Origin of the sequence: Streptococcus oralis subsp. dentisani, from assembly GCF_002096335.1 — a bacterium.
GTDB classification, from domain to species: domain Bacteria; phylum Bacillota; class Bacilli; order Lactobacillales; family Streptococcaceae; genus Streptococcus; species Streptococcus oralis_Z.
Genome location: NZ_NCUW01000027.1, coordinates 45,373 through 62,667, shown reverse-complemented (window position 1 = coordinate 62,667; position 17,295 = coordinate 45,373). Strand labels below are relative to the sequence as shown.

The 17,295-nt window shown below is 40.5% G+C and carries 18 protein-coding genes; 8 read left to right on the top strand and 10 right to left on the bottom strand.

The window, feature by feature from the left end; all coding sequences use genetic code 11:
- Window positions 1-126 precede the first annotated feature (126 nt).
- Complete coding sequence (gene recJ, locus B7709_RS02880; protein ID WP_162279150.1) at window positions 127-2,349, bottom strand: single-stranded-DNA-specific exonuclease RecJ; 2,223 nt, start codon at window positions 2,347-2,349, stop codon at window positions 127-129.
- Window positions 2,350-2,525: 176 nt separating this feature from the next.
- On the opposite strand from recJ, the gene B7709_RS02875 reads away from it, so the two are divergent.
- The 5 genes from B7709_RS02875 to B7709_RS02855 all read left to right on the top strand — a co-directional run bounded on the left by B7709_RS02875 (window position 2,526) and on the right by B7709_RS02855 (window position 6,358).
- Window positions 2,526-3,284, top strand: a complete 759-nt coding sequence (locus B7709_RS02875; protein WP_084971522.1) for an amino acid ABC transporter ATP-binding protein — start codon at window positions 2,526-2,528, stop codon at window positions 3,282-3,284.
- A 10-nt stretch (window positions 3,285-3,294) separates the two neighbouring features.
- Window positions 3,295-4,089 carry a transporter substrate-binding domain-containing protein gene (locus B7709_RS02870; RefSeq protein WP_084971519.1) on the top strand — a complete coding sequence of 265 codons (795 nt, stop codon included), beginning with the start codon at window positions 3,295-3,297 and terminating at the stop codon, window positions 4,087-4,089.
- A 12-nt stretch (window positions 4,090-4,101) separates the two neighbouring features.
- The gene (locus B7709_RS02865; RefSeq protein WP_000131150.1) at window positions 4,102-4,779 is read left to right on the top strand and encodes an amino acid ABC transporter permease; all 678 of its coding nucleotides are present in this window, start codon (window positions 4,102-4,104) and stop codon (window positions 4,777-4,779) included.
- Between the two features lie 9 nt (window positions 4,780-4,788).
- Window positions 4,789-5,448: an amino acid ABC transporter permease gene (locus B7709_RS02860; protein ID WP_084971517.1), complete on the top strand. Its 660-nt coding sequence runs from the start codon at window positions 4,789-4,791 to the stop codon at window positions 5,446-5,448.
- A gap of 127 nt (window positions 5,449-5,575) precedes the next feature.
- On the top strand, window positions 5,576-6,358 hold the full coding sequence (locus tag B7709_RS02855; protein ID WP_084971515.1) for a DUF4037 domain-containing protein: 783 nt from the start codon (window positions 5,576-5,578) through the stop codon (window positions 6,356-6,358).
- A 316-nt stretch (window positions 6,359-6,674) separates the two neighbouring features.
- On the opposite strand, the gene B7709_RS02850 is transcribed toward B7709_RS02855, so the two are convergent.
- From B7709_RS02850 to B7709_RS02840, 3 genes are all read right to left on the bottom strand, one after another.
- Complete coding sequence (locus B7709_RS02850; protein ID WP_084971513.1) at window positions 6,675-7,697, bottom strand: YdcF family protein; 1,023 nt, start codon at window positions 7,695-7,697, stop codon at window positions 6,675-6,677.
- Window positions 7,698-7,764: 67 nt separating this feature from the next.
- Window positions 7,765-8,202, bottom strand: a complete 438-nt coding sequence (locus B7709_RS02845) for an Rrf2 family transcriptional regulator (protein ID WP_084971511.1) — start codon at window positions 8,200-8,202, stop codon at window positions 7,765-7,767.
- A gap of 56 nt (window positions 8,203-8,258) precedes the next feature.
- The gene (locus tag B7709_RS02840; RefSeq protein WP_084971509.1) at window positions 8,259-9,101 is read right to left on the bottom strand and encodes a metallophosphoesterase family protein; all 843 of its coding nucleotides are present in this window, start codon (window positions 9,099-9,101) and stop codon (window positions 8,259-8,261) included.
- Between the two features lie 195 nt (window positions 9,102-9,296).
- Here B7709_RS02840 and B7709_RS02835 point away from each other — a divergent pair, with 195 nt between their 5' ends.
- From B7709_RS02835 to thrS, 3 genes are all read left to right on the top strand, one after another.
- The gene (locus B7709_RS02835; RefSeq protein ID WP_084971507.1) at window positions 9,297-9,671 is read left to right on the top strand and encodes a hypothetical protein; all 375 of its coding nucleotides are present in this window, start codon (window positions 9,297-9,299) and stop codon (window positions 9,669-9,671) included.
- A 258-nt stretch (window positions 9,672-9,929) separates the two neighbouring features.
- Complete coding sequence (locus B7709_RS02830) at window positions 9,930-10,556, top strand: adenylate kinase family protein (RefSeq protein WP_084971505.1); 627 nt, start codon at window positions 9,930-9,932, stop codon at window positions 10,554-10,556.
- Window positions 10,557-10,566: 10 nt separating this feature from the next.
- Window positions 10,567-12,510, top strand: coding sequence for a threonine--tRNA ligase (thrS, locus tag B7709_RS02825; protein WP_084971503.1), 1,944 nt, complete (start codon window positions 10,567-10,569; stop codon window positions 12,508-12,510).
- Between the two features lie 212 nt (window positions 12,511-12,722).
- On the opposite strand, the gene B7709_RS02820 is transcribed toward thrS, so the two are convergent.
- The 6 genes from B7709_RS02820 to B7709_RS02790 form a co-directional block, all read right to left on the bottom strand.
- Window positions 12,723-13,772 carry a DUF389 domain-containing protein gene (locus B7709_RS02820; protein WP_084971501.1) on the bottom strand — a complete coding sequence of 350 codons (1,050 nt, stop codon included), beginning with the start codon at window positions 13,770-13,772 and terminating at the stop codon, window positions 12,723-12,725.
- Window positions 13,769-14,092: a potassium channel family protein gene (locus B7709_RS02815; RefSeq protein ID WP_001253404.1), complete on the bottom strand. Its 324-nt coding sequence runs from the start codon at window positions 14,090-14,092 to the stop codon at window positions 13,769-13,771. Before B7709_RS02815 ends, B7709_RS02820 begins: the two co-directional genes overlap by 4 nt.
- Before the next feature lie 13 nt (window positions 14,093-14,105).
- Window positions 14,106-14,447: a hypothetical protein gene (locus tag B7709_RS02810; protein WP_000397556.1), complete on the bottom strand. Its 342-nt coding sequence runs from the start codon at window positions 14,445-14,447 to the stop codon at window positions 14,106-14,108.
- A complete protein-coding gene (locus B7709_RS02805) occupies window positions 14,372-14,674 on the bottom strand; it encodes a TMEM175 family protein (RefSeq protein WP_004240734.1) in 303 nt (100 codons plus the stop codon). Before B7709_RS02805 ends, B7709_RS02810 begins: the two co-directional genes overlap by 76 nt.
- Before the next feature lie 717 nt (window positions 14,675-15,391).
- A complete protein-coding gene (locus B7709_RS02795) occupies window positions 15,392-16,441 on the bottom strand; it encodes a DUF389 domain-containing protein (RefSeq protein ID WP_084971499.1) in 1,050 nt (349 codons plus the stop codon).
- A 188-nt stretch (window positions 16,442-16,629) separates the two neighbouring features.
- A complete protein-coding gene (locus tag B7709_RS02790) occupies window positions 16,630-16,899 on the bottom strand; it encodes an FtsX-like permease family protein (protein ID WP_239822493.1) in 270 nt (89 codons plus the stop codon).
- Between the last annotated feature and the right edge of the window lie 396 nt (window positions 16,900-17,295).

Below are 17,295 nucleotides of genomic sequence, written 5' to 3'. Positions count from 1 at the left end.
CTTAATTCTAAAAGTTCTAAAACTTTCAGCCGAATCTTTTCCTACCATTATACCATTTTTTTGATTATTTTCAAAACGAAGATTTGTTTTCAAAAAAGAGCTGGTTGCCCAACTCTTTCCTATCTTCTAGTTTTCTGCCATTAAAAAGTCATAAATTTCTTGCACGGTACCCAGCGCCATGATTTCTTGAATTTTTACAGTTTGTTTGAGATTTTGGTAAATCTGACTTTCAGCAATTTCCCTTTTCGGCGCTTCTTTATTGACTGTCATGACACCATCTTTGATCGTCACAAAACCTAGCTCTTCAAATACTTGGATCATCTTGACAAGTAAGATTTGTTGGATATTGAGATAAGTCGCCAAATCCTTAAGCTTGTAGCGAATATCAAACTCTGGGAACTGGTAAATAGTCTTGTACAATTTTGCAAACTGCTCTCTGGTCCCATAACCTGTTAGATAGTAGGCCTTGTCAATGTCATTTTTGAAATAGACAGCAGAGAAATGTTGTTTCTGAAAAATGGCCTTCAGCAGAGTAATATCCTCGGGAATGGTTTTCACAACAACCGCTTCACTAGTCGCTAAATCTGGCACCTCTCCAGAGAAATCCAAGACTGGAATTCCCTCTGGCAAGACTGCATTCTTCCCACGAATGTTAAAGAGTTGAACACCTTCCACACGCGCATCCACCATCATCAACTGGAGGGCAGTTTGGCCATTCCATTGATTGACAGACAAGGTGACTGCTAATTCTAAGTTTTTGGTTTGAGAAAATTCTGTCGCCCATCTACCTTGTCCAAAGGCCACCACTTCAAAACTCGCCTCACCCTTGGAAATTTTTAGTTTGAGGTGGGCATTGCCTGCTCCCATAGTACGGGCACTTTCGACATGAAAATCCTTGATATAAAAGACAGGTTTCTGATTGTCCATTCCAAAAGGTGCCAAGCGTTCAAAACTTTTAACCGTTTCTAAACTAAGAGTCTCCAAATCCAACTCTTCATCTAGATTTAACTTATTCTTACCACTAGCATCTGCACCTTTTTCACGGACATAGTCTTCCAAAACCTGAGATAAATCTGAGAGTTTCTCAACTTCTAGCGTCATTCCTGCTGCACCAGCATGGCCACCGAATGCGATGAAGAGATCTCGATGGGGATCCAGAGCTTCAAAAATATCGACTGCTTCCACACTACGAGCGCTACCCTTGGCACGACCATCTTCTATATTAAGAACGATAACTGTCTGCCCTAGTTCTTCCAACAAACGACCAGCAACGATACCCAGAACGCCAGGATTCCAGCCTTCCTTGGCCAAAACCTGGACCTTCTTCTCAGGATCCACCATGGTCTTAGCTTCTTCATAGATAGATTGTACAATTTCCTTACGCTCTTCGTTTTTCTGATGAATCATGAGGGCAATCTCATGTGCTTCCTCATCGTCAAACCCAGTCAGCAAATCAATGGCAGGATTGGGATCGTCCAAGCGGCCTAAAGCATTTAAACGAGGGGCAATCTGAAATCCAACCGTCTCTTCTGTCACTTCGTTCGTAGCAATCCCAGCCATATCTAGCATTTCTTGTAGACCAATACGCTGAGTATGCCCCAGCATTTCCAGACCATATTGAACCATGATACGGTTTTCATCTGTCAAGCTCACCATATCGGCAATGGTTCCGATAGCGACCAAATCAAGCAATTCTACTTGCACTTCTTCTAAAAGAGCGCAAGCTAGCTTGAAAGCCACTCCACAACCAGCTAACTGTTTGAAGGGATAATCCGCATCTGGATGCTCAGGGTGAACAATCGCATAGGCATCGGGAAGGGTTTCCGGCATAGAATGGTGGTCGGTCACAATGACATCCACTCCCATAGACTGGGCCAGTTCAATGGCCTCGTGACCTGCAACCCCATTATCCACTGTCACAATCAAGGAAATTCCCTCTTGCTCGATAAAGTATTTATAGACACTGGCATTGGGACCATAGCCATCGGTAAAACGATTTGGCAGGTAAACACGGCACTCGGCGCCAAGTTGTTCCAAACTTTCCTTCACAATCGAAGCTGAAGTCATGCCATCCGCATCATAGTCACCGTAAACGAGGATATTCTCCCCTTCTTCAATGGCCTGACGAATCCGTTCCACTGCCTTGTCCATATCATGGAGCAGATAGGGGTCATGTAAGTCCTCTAAAGAAGGTTCTAAAAACTTCTTTAGACTTTCTTCATCTTGAATCCCTCTTTCAAATAATAATCGAGCCACCTCAGGACCCAGTCCAGCCTTCTTGGCTATCTTTGTAAAATCCGCATCTTCAACCTGCGGGGCAAACTGCCATTCATAAGTAGGAGTTATCAAAAAAACATCCACTCTTTCTAAGAATTCTATCGTTTCATTATAACATGATTTAGGCATTTTCTCTATTCAGATTGCTTTTTTATAACATTTTAGTGAATTTTTTCAGATATGATTTGACAAGACAATTTTTTTGGTGTAAAATCATGTTATAAAATCTAACACAAAGGAGATCTCTCATGGCTTTAGTAGAATTTAAAAACGTCGAAAAATATTACGGAGACTACCACGCACTCCGCGACATCAATCTCCGTTTTGAAAAAGGGCAAGTCGTTGTCCTGCTTGGACCTTCAGGTTCTGGAAAATCAACCCTTATCCGTACGATCAATGGTTTAGAAGCTGTTGACAAAGGAAGTCTCCTAGTCAATGGACACCAAGTAGCAGGTGCAAGTCAGAAGGATTTAGTTCCTCTTCGTAAGGAAGTTGGCATGGTTTTCCAACATTTCAACCTCTATCCACACAAAACAGTGTTAGAAAATGTGACACTAGCGCCCATAAAAGTTCTAGGAATTGATAAAAAAGAAGCTGAAAAAACAGCCAAAAAATATCTAGAATTTGTAAATATGTGGGACAAAAAAGATTCTTACCCAGCCATGCTATCTGGTGGACAAAAACAACGGATTGCCATCGCGCGCGGACTCGCCATGCATCCAGAGCTCCTCCTCTTTGATGAGCCAACATCTGCCCTCGACCCTGAAACCATTGGAGATGTTCTGGCAGTTATGCAAAAATTGGCTCAAGACGGGATGAACATGATCATCGTTACCCACGAAATGGGCTTTGCCCGAGAGGTTGCTGACCGCATCATCTTTATGGCTGACGGAGAAGTTTTAGTAGATACGACAGATGTCGACGACTTTTTCGACAATCCAAGCGAACCTCGTGCCCAACAATTCCTCAGCAAAATCATCAACCATGAAAGTGACAAAGTCAAATAAGGAGGCGCCTATGAAAAAGAAATTCTTTTTATCAGCGTTATTGATTAGCCTTTTCAGCCTTTCTACTGCCAAACCAGTTCAGGCTGATACTAGTGTGGCAGACATTCAAAAAAGAGGCGAGCTGGTTGTCGGTGTGAAACAAGACGTTCCCAATTTTGGCTACAAGGATCCCAGGACTGGGACTTATTCTGGTATCGAAACTGACCTTGCCAAGATGATTGCGGACGAACTCAAGGTCAAGATTCGCTATGTGCCTGTCACCGCCCAAACCCGTGGTCCCCTTCTAGACAATGGGCAGGTCGACATGGATATCGCTACCTTCACCATCACAGACGAACGTAAAAAACTCTACAACTTCACCAGTCCCTACTACACGGATGCTTCTGGTTTTTTGGTCAATAAGTCTGCCAACATCAAAAGCATTGAGGACCTAAATGGTAAAACGATCGGAGTTGCCCAAGGTTCCATTACCCAACGTTTGATTACCGAACTAGGTAAAAAGAAAGGTCTGAAATTTAAGTTTGTAGAACTGGGTTCCTATCCAGAATTGATTACTTCCCTTCACGCTCACCGTATTGATGCCTTTTCCGTGGACCGCTCTATCCTGTCTGGCTACACCAGTAAACGAACAGAGCTGCTAGATGATAGTTTCAAGCCATCTGACTACGGTATCGTCACCAAGAAATCAAATACTGAGCTCAACGACTATCTTGATAGCTTGGTTACAAAATGGAGCAAAGATGGCAGTTTGCAAAAACTTTATGACCGTTACAAGCTCAAACCCTCTAGCCATACTGCAGATTAAGGAGGATACCCCATGACAGATTTATCATCTTGGACAGCCTATTTTCAGGATTTTGGACAATTTTTCAACGGTTTCCTCTTCACTCTTGCCCTAGCAATTGGATCCTTTATCCTAGCTATGGTCTTAGGAATCATCTTTGGAGTCCTATCAACTAGCAAACATCAAATTTTAAGAATTTTGGCTCGTATCTTTGTCGAATTTTACCAAAACACTCCCCTCTTGGTGCAGTTTGTCATCGTTTTCTATGGTTTGCCTCTTATCAGTGACCACACCATCATGATTCCGATTTATTGGACAGCTGTTCTCTGCGTGGGACTCTATCACGGCGCTTATATCGCTGAGGTTATTCGTTCAGGGATTCAGTCTATTCCTAGTGGTCAGATGGAGGCCGCCTTATCGCAAGGTTTCACCTATATCAGTGCCATGCGCTTAATTATCTTGCCTCAGGCCTTCCGTATCATTCTCCCTCCATTGACCAACCAAATCGTTAACCTTATCAAGAATACTTCAACGGTTGCGATCATCTCTGGAGTAGACTTGATGTTTGTGACCAAGTCTTGGTCAGCTCTCAACGGAAATTATATCCCAGCCTTTTTAGGTGCTGCTCTTCTCTACTTTGCCCTATGCTTCCCTGTTGCCCAGTTTGGTCGCAAGATGGAGCAAGCCAATAAAAAAGCCTATTCACTTTAGGAGGTTACTATGGAATCTATTTTAGAAGTTTTGACCCCAGATAACCTAGCCTTTATCTTTAAAGGATTTGGCTTGACCCTCTATATTTCTCTGATTGCCATTGTCCTCTCTACCATCATCGGTACAGTTCTAGCCGTCATGAGAAATGGGAAAAATCCTGTCTTGCGGATCATCTCTAGCATTTATATTGAGTTTGTACGTAACGTTCCCAACCTTCTCTGGATTTTCACCATCTTTTTGGTGTTTAAGATGAAGTCCACACCAGCAGGAATCACTGCCTTTACCCTTTTTACCTCAGCAGCCCTAGCTGAGATTATCCGAGGTGGTCTTAATGCTGTGGACAAGGGGCAGTACGAAGCAGGAATGTCACAAGGATTCACTTCAGCCCAAATCCTCTACTACATCATTCTCCCACAAGCAATCCGTAAAATGTTGCCAGCCATCATTTCTCAGTTTGTGACAGTGATCAAGGATACCAGTCTTCTCTACTCTGTTATCGCCCTACAAGAACTCTTTGGCGCTAGTCAAATTCTCATGGGCCGTTATTTCGAACCAGAGCAGGTCTTCAGTCTTTATATCCTGATTGCTCTCATCTACTTCAGCTTTAACCTAGCAATTTCAAGTCTATCCCGCATGCTTGCCAAACGTTGGCAACAAGCAGCAGAATAAAAAGAAGTGTGAACTCAAAAAAGGGTTCACATTTTTTGCTACAAATGAAAAAGAGTAACTCAATACTATGCAAACGTTTTACTTTTTGGTAAAATGACTTTAAAACCATAAAGCTAGGAGAAGAGTCATGATCCAAGAACTTTACAAAGAATTCTCTCAACTGAAACAAGTTGAAGCCATCGCTCTAGGTGGTTCACGTGCAGGACAAGCCTATGATCAAAATTCTGATTATGATGTCTACATCTATCTCAACTCTCCCATCGATGAGGCAATTCGACAAAATATTTTGAGTAAGTACTGCTCCTATATGGAAATTGGAAACCAGTTTTGGGAGTTAGAGGATGACTGTATACTAAACAACGGAATCGAAATCGAGTTGATTTATCGTTCGCTGGATTCTTTTGAACAAGAATTGAACACAACTGTTTTTCAACACAAAGCTCAAAATGCTTATACAACTTGCATGTGGCACAATCTACTCCACAGCAAGATTCTATACGACCCAAATGGGCGCTATACCTCTCTTCAAAGAGCCTACCAGATTCCCTACCCTCAAGAACTCAAAAAACATATCATCGAAAAACAGCTCCTTTTGCTGGATCAGGCCATGCCCGCCTTCTCTCACCAAATTAAAAAAGCTATCAAACGCCATGATCTTCTCAGTATGAATCATCGTACGAGTGAATTTTTTGCTTCCTACTTTGACTTGTTGTTTGCGCTCAATGAGCAAACCCATCCTGGTGAAAAACGAATGCTAGAGTACGCAAAGGCCCATTGTACTCTCCTCCCTAAGCAATTTGAAGAAACTATTCGCGACTATTTCCAACTACTCTATCAACCGCAACAAGAAGAACAAGCGGTCGTAACCTTACAAACCATTCTGAACCAACTAAAAACCATTTTGCCATAGACCCAAAAGAAAATGTGAACCTCTGTTGCTGGTTCACATTTTTTGTCGTTGACTGTAAAAATCTAGTCTACTCATATGCAGTTGCTTATTTTTGACCCTCTCTGAAAATCTGTAACTAGGTTAGAAATTGTCCACTTGATTGACGAGTAACCACCAAGCTATTCCAAAATCTCACCTACAATCTCCTGACCCGTTCTACTATTGTTGCTACTAATGGAACTTCTATTTTTTCTCAAGCTACTGTAATTTTTTTAGAGAATCTAACAATTATTACAATATGAATTTTGCAAAAATCATCCACCGATGAGTTCACATATTACCACAAAATACCTCTATAAGAGAAAATCAGAGCTAAAATCAATAAAACGTAGAAGGCGATAAAAAGCCATCTCATCTTCACACATAGAGCAATATATTCTCTGATAAAGGCCGATGGGATATAGTAGGCGGCTGTACGGCAACCAAGACCATCTCCCTTCATCCCAATACGGCGAGCATAGGTACTGGTACGAAAAACATGGTAATCATTGGTCACAAAGAGAAAACGTGGACTGGTCACCAGCCTCTCTCCCATTTCTTTTGAGAAGAGAAGATTCTCATAGGTTGTCGTTGAGTCTTCCTCTAGGAGAATCGCTTCTCTCGGAACATCCGTCTCTTCCAGCAAATAATTACAAATTGCCTGAGCTTCGGAAATCTTCTCATCCCCACCTTGGCCACCACTAGCGATCAATTTGACATCTGGATTATTTGAATTGTGGTAAGCCTCAACAGCCTTGTCAATCCTACGCTTGAGCAAAGGACTCACCCTTTCTCCATCCAACAAACCAGCCCCATGAATGATGATAAAATCATAATGTTTTTTCTTAGGAATGAAGAGATACAAGATAGAATATAGTAGAAATCCTGCAAAGGCAAAACCAAAAATCAAATACGAATAAATCAAAAAGAAAAAGATGATATTCACTAGATGATTGGTGTAGAACAAGCTCTTGGTATCGCTCACTCGAATCACCATGATTACAAAAAAGAACAGAATCACACACCCTAGTCCCAGAGACAAATAATTTGCCTTGGATTTCCCCTCTTTCTTCAACAACACAAATCCGTTATGAATAAGGAAAAAGCCACTTAGAAAAACTAAAAATGGAAGCAAGAGAAAAATCACTGCAAAGAAAATCATGTGCAATTCTTCTTGCCCAGCCTCGTAAAAAAAATTGGCAATAGACAGGTAAGAAAAAAGCAGAGACAAAAGTAAAAGAGCCGGATTCCAGAGACTGCGATTGTCCCTAAAAAATGAAATCAGAAAAAGTAGGACAAAAAAACCTGTAATAAAGTACATAATCTTCTCCTTTGATGACTACATTGTACCATAATTGTGGCAATAGAAAAAGAGGAGCCTAGCCCTCTTATTTTACTATTCTTGCTTCTGCATCTGCCACAACCTGAGCCAGACTCGTCTGACCAAGTTGGTTTTCCATTGCCTCTTGGATATCTAGTAGTTTTTGATCTAAGACCGCATGGATATTCGATCCAATTGGACAACTTGGGTTCGGATTTTCATGGAAACTAAACAATTGACCAGTTTTTCCAAGGCATTCTACCGCTTGATAGACGTCTAAAAGCGTGATCTCATTTAGATCTTTGATAATCTCGGTACCGCCCGTTCCACGCGCAACCGATATCAGCTCTGCATTTTTGAGTTGGGACAAGGTTTTACGGATAATAACTGGATTGACCCCAACACTAGCAGCCAAAAAATCACTGGTAACTTTTGTTTTCTTCCCTTCTAGAGCGATGATAATCAACATATGCGTTGCAATCGTAAATCGACTTGAAATTTGCATCTTCTTCTCCTTTCACATCCTATCTGATACTCATTATACCCTTTTACGTTGTAATGTCAATCATTACCACTATCCAACCATGCATCCAACTCGGCATCATGCCCTTGTTCTTGGGCAATTTCATACAGAAGTTCCTGATTATGGGTGTGGTGAATCCCATTTACCAAACTTTCATAATAGACCTGAAAATAAGGAAGCTTTAAATCCTTAGCCAGCTGCAACTCAGCCTCTACATCATAATCCACTCGACGAAAATCAACATCAGCCAAACCTGTCTCATCAAACTCTAAGATCATATACTGGGCACGTAGGTCCTTACGCAACCTCGCATCTAAAAAGAAGGGTTGCCCAATCGATCCTGGATTGAGGATCAACTGTCCGTCACTTCCATAACGAAGCAACTGTTGGTGGATATGCCCATATACTGCGATAGAGGCATACGGTTCCGTCACCAATCTATCAAAATCTTCTTGTTTTCCCGTATGAATCAACTCTCTACCCCAGTTTTTATCAGGGAGATGGTGAGTGATTCCCACCGTCAAATCACCAAACTGACGATGAACTTGCATAGGTTGATTGTGGAGGTCTTCGATTTCTTCAGGGCTAATCTCTTCTAAGATATACTGGCATTGGCGTAGGAGATAGCGATGACTAGCTTTTGTTAGATCTAGCTTGCGATGCAAACCACGCCAGAGACTATTCTCCCAATTACCCAGAACTCTTACTGTGATGGGCAAATCAGCCAAGAGGTTCAAAATCCTTCTACGTCCTGTTCCCGGCATAAGAACATCTCCCAAAAGCCAGTACTCATCCACCTTTGCCACTTTAGCATCAGCCAGTACAGTTTCCAAGGCAGTCGTGTTCCCATGTATGTCTGAAAGAACTGCTATTTTCGTCATTCTTTCCCCTCAATTTTCTTACTTCTTATGCTAGTATTATAACAAAAAAATTCATAAAGCTTATTATTTCTGCCTACCATAGCACCTTGTAAGGGTTTGCAAATCGTGCTATAATATAGGTAGAGAGTTCCCCTTCATTTAGGATCATGTGGTCTTCAACATCTCTCTATTTTTGCAGATTGGAGGACTATTGCCATGCGGAAATATCTTAAGTATATCCCATACTGCCTTGTCATATTCTTCTTTTACTGGCCCCTCTATGAGTTGCTTTTGCTGCTGATATCTGATTCTTATACGCTGAAAGGGCTTTACATTTATAACATCATCCTCTTTTCACCTTTGGCAACCTTCATCGTGTCCCTTCTTTATAGCTACCGTTTCCAATTCTCACTGTGGTGGTTGCTCGGTATTGCTCTTCTCTATTGCTTTACCATCATCACTTTCAATGAATTCATTCTCGTTTATTTCCTAGCTTATGAACTCTTTGCCCTACTTGGTATGGCTTCAGGTTCGGGTATTAAATACATGCTCCAGCAAGGAAAAAGCAAAAAACTTTCACAAAATCCTTGAAAATTCTCGCAATCATGCTATAATAATGCATAGAGACAAGTCACTTAGTCCCTTTCTACTAGAGAGTGCGTGGTTGCTGGAAACGCATAGAGAGCCTAAACTGATACTACTCTACTGACTTTTATGAAAACATAAAACGGTGGCCACGTTAGAGCCAATCAGAGGTGTCCCTCTTTTTTGAGGAACATAAATGAAGGTGGAACCACGTTGCGACGTCCTTTAGAGGATGTCGTTTTTATTTTGTCAGAAGGAGGAAGAATGATGCTTTATATGATTGGCGGATCGCCTTGTAGTGGAAAGTCAACAATTTCTTCACTTCTTGCTAGACAGTATCAGCTGATTCATATCAAACTGGATGATTTGGTAGATGAGATGATGAGTCAAGCAAGTGCAGACTCACAGCCAATTTGCCTTCTTAGACAGGATAGAAGTCCAGAACAAATCTGGATGAGAAATCCAGAAGAGATGGCAGATGAAGAATGGCGCTTTTATGAAGAGATTTTTCCTTATGTGAAATCTTACTTGATAAAAAATCAAGATAGACCTCTCTTGGTGGAGGGGGCAGGACTTTTGCCTCACTTGGTAAAGGAGCTTGAATGTCCAGTGTCTTCCTATCTATGTTTGACTCCGACAGCTGATTTTCAAAAAAAGCATTATAGACAGAGAGAATGGGTTCCTTATGTCGTAGAGGGTACAACCAATCCTGAACAAGCTTTTGAAAACTGGATGCAACGAGACATTCTTTTTGCCCAAATAGTTCGTAAGGAAGCGACGAAATTAGGCTATCCTAGCCTCGTAACAGATGGTAGTCAATCAGAAAATCAGACTGCGGAAGAAGTTGCTCGGCTCTTAAAATTGTCCAACAAAAATAGAATAAATATTTAAGGAGAAAACCATGATTAAGATTACTTTCCCAGATGGCGCTGTTCGTGAATTCGAATCTGGCGTTACTACTTTTGAAATTGCCCAATCTATCAGCAATTCCCTAGCTAAAAAAGCCTTGGCTGGTAAATTCAACGGCAAACTCATCGATACGACTCGTGCTATCACTGAAGATGGAAGCATCGAAATCGTGACACCTGATCACGAAGATGCCCTTCCAATCTTGCGTCACTCAGCTGCTCACTTGTTTGCCCAAGCAGCTCGTCGCCTTTTCCCAGATATTCACTTGGGTGTTGGTCCAGCTATCGAAGATGGCTTCTACTACGATACAGACAATACTGCTGGTCAAATCTCCAACGAAGACCTTCCTCGTATCGAAGAAGAAATGAAAAAAATCGTTAAAGAAAACTTCCCATCAATCCGTGAAGAAGTGACGAAAGACGAGGCACGCGAAATCTTCAAAAACGACCCTTACAAGTTGGAATTGATCGAAGAACACTCTGAGGACGAAGGCGGTTTGACTATCTACCGTCAGGGGGAATACGTGGACCTTTGCCGTGGACCTCACGTCCCATCAACAGGCCGTATCCAAATCTTCCACCTTCTTCATGTAGCAGGTGCTTACTGGCGTGGAAATAGCGACAACGCGATGATGCAACGTATCTACGGTACAGCTTGGTTTGACAAGAAAGACTTGAAGAACTATCTTCAAATGCGTGAAGAAGCCAAAGAACGTGACCACCGTAAACTTGGTAAAGAGCTTGACCTCTTCATGATTTCTCAAGAAGTCGGACAAGGACTTCCATTCTGGTTGCCAAATGGTGCGACTATACGTCGTGAATTGGAACGCTACATCGTCGACAAAGAGTTGGCTTCTGGCTACCAACACGTTTACACTCCACCACTTGCGTCTGTTGAACTCTACAAGACTTCTGGTCACTGGGATCATTACCAAGAAGACATGTTCCCAACCATGGACATGGGGGACGGAGAAGAATTTGTCCTTCGTCCAATGAACTGCCCACACCACATCCAAGTCTTCAAACACCATGTTCACTCATACCGCGAATTGCCAATCCGTATCGCTGAAATCGGTATGATGCACCGCTACGAGAAATCTGGTGCCCTCACAGGTCTTCAACGTGTGCGTGAGATGTCACTCAACGACGGTCACCTCTTTGTTACTCCAGAACAAATCCAAGAAGAATTCCAACGTGCCCTTCAGTTGATTATCGATGTTTATGAAGACTTCAACTTGACTGAATACCGCTTCCGTCTCTCTCTTCGTGACCCTCAAGATACTCACAAGTACTTTGACAACGATGAGATGTGGGAAAATGCCCAAACCATGCTTCGTGCAGCACTTGATGAAATGGGCGTGGACTACTTTGAAGCTGAAGGTGAAGCAGCCTTCTACGGACCAAAATTGGATATCCAAGTTAAGACAGCCCTTGGAAAAGAAGAAACCCTTTCTACTATCCAGCTTGACTTCTTGCTTCCAGAACGCTTCGACCTCAAATACATCGGAGCTGACGGGGAAGAACACCGTCCAGTTATGATCCACCGTGGAGTTATTTCAACCATGGAACGCTTCACAGCTATCTTGATTGAGAACTACAAGGGTGCCTTCCCAACATGGCTTGCCCCACACCAAGTAACTCTCATCCCAGTTTCTAACGAGAAACATGTGGACTACGCTTGGGAAGTAGCTAAGAAGCTCCGTGACCGTGGTGTCCGTGCAGATGTAGATGAGCGCAATGAAAAAATGCAGTTCAAGATCCGTGCTTCTCAAACCAGCAAGATTCCTTACCAATTGATCGTTGGGGACAAGGAAATGGAAGACGGAACAGTCAATGTTCGTCGCTACGGCCAAAAAGAAACACAAACTGTCTCAGTTGATGACTTTGTTCAAGCTATCCTTACTGATATTGCCAACAAATCACGCGTTGAGAAATAAAACGATCACTGTCTGAGAAACATTTTTCAGTAAGAAAAAGCAACAACTGAAATAGTTGTTGCTTTTTTATATTTTATTTAACCTGAGCTAGTCGTGATTGGTCAAACCACCACAAATGGTATCCTCATCAACAATCCTTTCTATCCACTAACTGTTGGATATAGGATATCCTCCCAACATTTGCTTCCATGAGTTAGATAAGTTCAATATCCTCAATCCTTGTCTGCTTCATTTTCTTTTACGAGATCGTTTTGTGAATCTTTTTCAGAGAGTTTTTGATCAATATACTTGTCAATGTTTTCATAAAATTCCTTGGTCGCTTCACTATCTAATGTTGGCGAGTTCTGAACTTGATTCACTTTCAATTGAACAGATTGAATACCGTAAGAGGCTTGTTTTTGGTGGAGTGTTTCTAATTCTTCTTCTGAAATCGGATCTCCAACAACCGTCAAGACCAATTCATTGTTACTTGACTTGTAGACTTGATTAATAACCGTATAATTGGCGAACTCTTTTCCTACAAACTGTTTGATCCCTTCTTTGCGCGCTTGTTCTATTGTCAGAGTAACTGCCGAATAGCTAGCTGGAAGAATCAACAATACAATCAAAGAAATCAAGCCAATTCTCATTTTAATGCTCAGCTCTTTAAATGAAGTTAAAGGAGATTTTCTCATCAAAATTCTTGTTCCAACAATGTTGGCTAGCATGATAAAGACACAGTTGATCAAGAAAAGATAGAGAGCCCCCAATAAAAATCGTACATTCCCATTAGCTAAACCATAGCCAGCAGTACAGATAGGCGGCATCAAAGCTGTAGCAATGGCTACTCCTGGCACGATATTGTTTGCTTCTTTTTTCCTTGAACCGATCACACCAGCAATCCCACCAGCAATAGCAATGAGAACATCCCAAATGGTTGGAGAGGTTCGTGCGATCAACTCGCTACTTGCATAAGACAAGGGAGAAATCCAGAAATACAGAGTCGAAACAAGCAAGCTGACCAATACTTGAGTAAATAAAACCTCTAAAGATTGCTTGATTAAACGCGTATCAAAAATAGCTAAACCAAATCCGAGTCCAACAATCGATGTCATAAGAGGGGAAATCAGCATGGCTCCAATAATAACAGCTGTTGAATTCATATTTAGACCGATAGAGGCAATAAAAATTGCACACATCAAAATCGCTGTATCTCTCAATCGAACATGAAGGTCATCGTATAATTTCTCACGGTATTCCCGTGTTGAATAATTGGCAGTCATTTGTCCTCTCCTCTTTCCTTATTTAAATCGGTATAATAATTAATAATAACAGCTGATAAACAGCCAAAAAATATGAGCCCATAAATCGTCAAGAAGACACTGGTAATCCTTCCAATCAAGGTCACAGCTAGGAGATCCCCGTAGCCGACAGTCGTCGAAGTCACAAAAGCATACCAAAGACCGTCTCCGTAATTTGTGATAGCAGGTTCAACTAGGAAAAGCACGCCTCCTGACCCAAAAACAAAGGTCACAAAACTCAGAGCAAACCGAGTAAAACCCGTAACCTGTATAATATGCCATAACATTTTTAAACGTCTCATTTGTTCTCCTTATTCATACTAGCTCCTGACCGAGCCGTTTTTTCCAATAATCAAAGTGAAGATAGGACATGATCTCCATCAGAGAAAGATAGACAAACTGATAGATCTGATTTAAGCTGATTATCAACTGATATTGTTTGAAAAATGACTGGAAGAAAGACCAGATATGACTGTCTTGAATCAGTCCCTTCTTAACATCAGACAGGATATTAGCTAAAGCTCCCAAGGACTGAAACGGTAAATCCTTGACATTTATATAGATCCGGTCCACCACATCATTCAGACTGGTATCTTGGATGGCATGAAATTCTCCAAAGAGAACTCCTGCCGCTCCAAGAGTAGAAACAAATTCCACCAAATAATTTCTGAGGAAATTTTCTCAACCTTTTCCCATAATGTGTTTAGTGCCATCCATAACGATCCCAACCAGAAAAAGGAAAGAAAACAAGCAAAGAAATTTTGCCGTAAATCCCAAAAAGCTTCAAGACTTGGTGTTGTTGGTTTTTCTAACTCTAAAATCAAGATGGTCATAATAATTGCTAGAACAGCATCTGTCAATACAATTAATCTGTCTTTCTTCATCGGATTGCATCCCCTTTCTTTTTTGTAACATTCTATCTTATCGCATAATATTGGATATTCTTTCATAATCCGACTACAAACAAAAATAAACCAAAAAGTCTGTCCCTATTATGCTATATTTAACTCTAGAAGTATTCATCCATCTAATTAATAAATATATCATATTTCACAATAAATGACTACTATCAAAGATTCATCCCCTTTCACTTCATCATTTAGTGTTGCTTAGATTTATCAAAAACAACCAAATTTGTATTAATTTCAAGTATCACCTAGTTACAAAAATTTGGGGTGAACAGAAAAAGCATCCCGTATTTTTGATACGAAATGCTTTCAATAAGTTTAAATAAGTTTTAACGTTTACTAAATTGTGATGCTTTACGAGCTTTTTTCAAGCCTGGTTTGGAAAGTATGAATTTCAGTTGGACTAAAAACAGCGTAATATCAAGACTTTTCTCCGCTTTTATAAAAGCGTTTTTCCAATCAAATTCAACTAATTTTATCTAAATGGTGTGGATTTTACCCCCAAAATTACAGAGAATGGAGCTGATAAACACTAAACGTTCACACCATTAGTTAAATGATTTTTTTCATCATTTTTCTTAGATGATAGAACTTCTAATTTATTTCTTATTCAAGCAAAAACAACCTGCTATAAGTAAGAAAGAGGAAGATACAAGAAAAACACGGCGTAAAAACCGATTCAGTTCATTGTCCTCAATCCTTGTCTGCTTCATTTTCTTTTACGAGATCGTTTTGTGAATCTTTTTCAGAGAGTTTTTGATCGATATACTTGTTAATGTTTTCATAAAATTCCTTGGTCATCTCACTATCTAATTTTATCGAATTATGGACTTGATTGACTTTTAATTGAACAGATTGAATACCGTAAGAGGCTTGTTTTTGGTGGATCCTTTCTAATTCTTCTTCTGAAATCGGATCTCCAACAACCGTCAAGACTAATTCATTGTCCCTTGACTTATAGACTTGATTAATGACCGTATGATTGGCGAACTCTTTTCCTACAAACTGTTTGATCCCTTCTTTTCGTGCTTGATCCATCGTCAGAGTGACTGCTGAATAGCTGGCTGGAAGAACCAATAATACAATCAAGGATATCAAGCCAATTTTCATTTTAATGTTTAGCTCTTTAAATGAACTTAAGGGAGATTTTCTCATCAAAATTCTTGTTCCAATAATGTTGGCTAGCATGATAAAGGCACAGTTGATCAAGAAAAGATAGAGAGCCCCAAATAAAAATCGTACATTTCCGTTAGCTAAACCATATCCTGCAGTACAGATAGGTGGCATCAGAGCTGTTGCAATGGCTACTCCTGGCACGATATTGTTTGCTTCTTTTTTCCTTGACCCAATTACACCTGCTATCCCACCAGCAATAGCAATGAGAACATCCCAAATGGTTGGAGAGGTTCGTGCAATCAATTCGCTACTTGCATAAGATAAGGGAGAAATCCAGAAATACAGAGTCGAAACAAGCAAGCTGACCAATACTTGAGTAAATAAAACCTCTAAAGATTGCTTGATTAAACGCGTATCAAAAATAGCTAAACCAAATCCGAGTCCAACAATCGATGTCATAAGAGGGGAAATCAGCATGGCTCCAATAATGACAGCAGTTGAATTCATATTTAGACCTATAGAGGCAATAAAAATCGCACACATCAAAATCACTGTATCTCTTAATCGAACATGAAGGTCATCATATAGTTTCTCGCGGAATTCACGCGTTGAATAATTTCCGGTCATTGGTTACTCCTTTTATTTCATATAATCTTGTTTCTGCATGGATGATGATAGAGAGACTTCTGTCCAATCTTACATATTTTTAATTCTCACCTGTTATTCTTTTGAAAATTATCTTTTAAGCATCCGTCAGTCTATCCTTAACATTATATCAAAAATTTTACAGTCTTTCTCTGAAGAAATCTATCAATTTAACAGGTAGATAAGATTATTGTTAACATCATGGTCGCATCTACTACTTCAATGACCTTGAGAATCAAACTAAGCATATGATAAGAAAAGGCCAAATGGAGGAAGGCAAAAATTACAGGAAGAAAGAAAACGGTCAAGATTTGCTTGTTAATGGTTTGCTTGATCTGCTTTTGATCAGGACCTACCTTTTTCAAGATGATAAAGCGTTCGTGGTCTTCATATCCCTCAGAGATTTGTTTATAGTGGATAATTAATACTGCACCAACCATAAAAATAATAAATAGAAAGATACCGATAAAGAAGAACGCACCAAAAATCTCATTGATTTGCTCACTGGTACTTGCTCGAATAGAGCCGTAAACAAGACTAGCCTAAACTTCAAAACGCAATATCGATTTATTAAGACAGTCTGGATAATCATCAGCTAGTTTCAACTGTCCCTCTTCGCATACAGTCCATCCATCCCACCAGCGAGTTCACTAGTAATTTCTGCATTTTGATGTTGAACCCAGTTCTTAGGAAGGATTGAAGATTGGATGCGACTAGATAATTATAGTCTGATGTTAAAAGAATAGCTTGATTTTGTAGATGACCTTTCACAAAGTCTGGTTGATTTTTATTTTTTAACCGGAAACGCCCAAGCAAATAGTGTACTAGGATACACA

Excerpts from the sequence above, each read along its gene's own strand:
- B7709_RS02790 (WP_239822493.1), bottom strand. The coding sequence starts at position 16,899 with ATGGTTGGTGCAGTATTAATTATCCACTATAAACAAATCTCTGAGGGA.
- thrS (WP_084971503.1), top strand. The coding sequence starts at position 10,567 with ATGATTAAGATTACTTTCCCAGATGGCGCTGTTCGTGAATTCGAATCT.
- B7709_RS02795 (WP_084971499.1), bottom strand. The coding sequence starts at position 16,441 with ATGACCGGAAATTATTCAACGCGTGAATTCCGCGAGAAACTATATGAT.
- B7709_RS02845 (WP_084971511.1), bottom strand. The coding sequence starts at position 8,202 with ATGCAAATTTCAAGTCGATTTACGATTGCAACGCATATGTTGATTATC.
- B7709_RS02875 (WP_084971522.1), top strand. The coding sequence starts at position 2,526 with ATGGCTTTAGTAGAATTTAAAAACGTCGAAAAATATTACGGAGACTAC.
- B7709_RS02835 (WP_084971507.1), top strand. The coding sequence starts at position 9,297 with ATGCGGAAATATCTTAAGTATATCCCATACTGCCTTGTCATATTCTTC.
- B7709_RS02855 (WP_084971515.1), top strand. The coding sequence starts at position 5,576 with ATGATCCAAGAACTTTACAAAGAATTCTCTCAACTGAAACAAGTTGAA.
- B7709_RS02870 (WP_084971519.1), top strand. The coding sequence starts at position 3,295 with ATGAAAAAGAAATTCTTTTTATCAGCGTTATTGATTAGCCTTTTCAGC.
- B7709_RS02805 (WP_004240734.1), bottom strand. The coding sequence starts at position 14,674 with ATGAAGAAAGACAGATTAATTGTATTGACAGATGCTGTTCTAGCAATT.
- B7709_RS02865 (WP_000131150.1), top strand. The coding sequence starts at position 4,102 with ATGACAGATTTATCATCTTGGACAGCCTATTTTCAGGATTTTGGACAA.
- B7709_RS02840 (WP_084971509.1), bottom strand. The coding sequence starts at position 9,101 with ATGACGAAAATAGCAGTTCTTTCAGACATACATGGGAACACGACTGCC.
- B7709_RS02830 (WP_084971505.1), top strand. The coding sequence starts at position 9,930 with ATGATGCTTTATATGATTGGCGGATCGCCTTGTAGTGGAAAGTCAACA.
- B7709_RS02820 (WP_084971501.1), bottom strand. The coding sequence starts at position 13,772 with ATGACTGCCAATTATTCAACACGGGAATACCGTGAGAAATTATACGAT.
- B7709_RS02815 (WP_001253404.1), bottom strand. The coding sequence starts at position 14,092 with ATGAGACGTTTAAAAATGTTATGGCATATTATACAGGTTACGGGTTTT.
- B7709_RS02850 (WP_084971513.1), bottom strand. The coding sequence starts at position 7,697 with ATGTACTTTATTACAGGTTTTTTTGTCCTACTTTTTCTGATTTCATTT.
- B7709_RS02860 (WP_084971517.1), top strand. The coding sequence starts at position 4,789 with ATGGAATCTATTTTAGAAGTTTTGACCCCAGATAACCTAGCCTTTATC.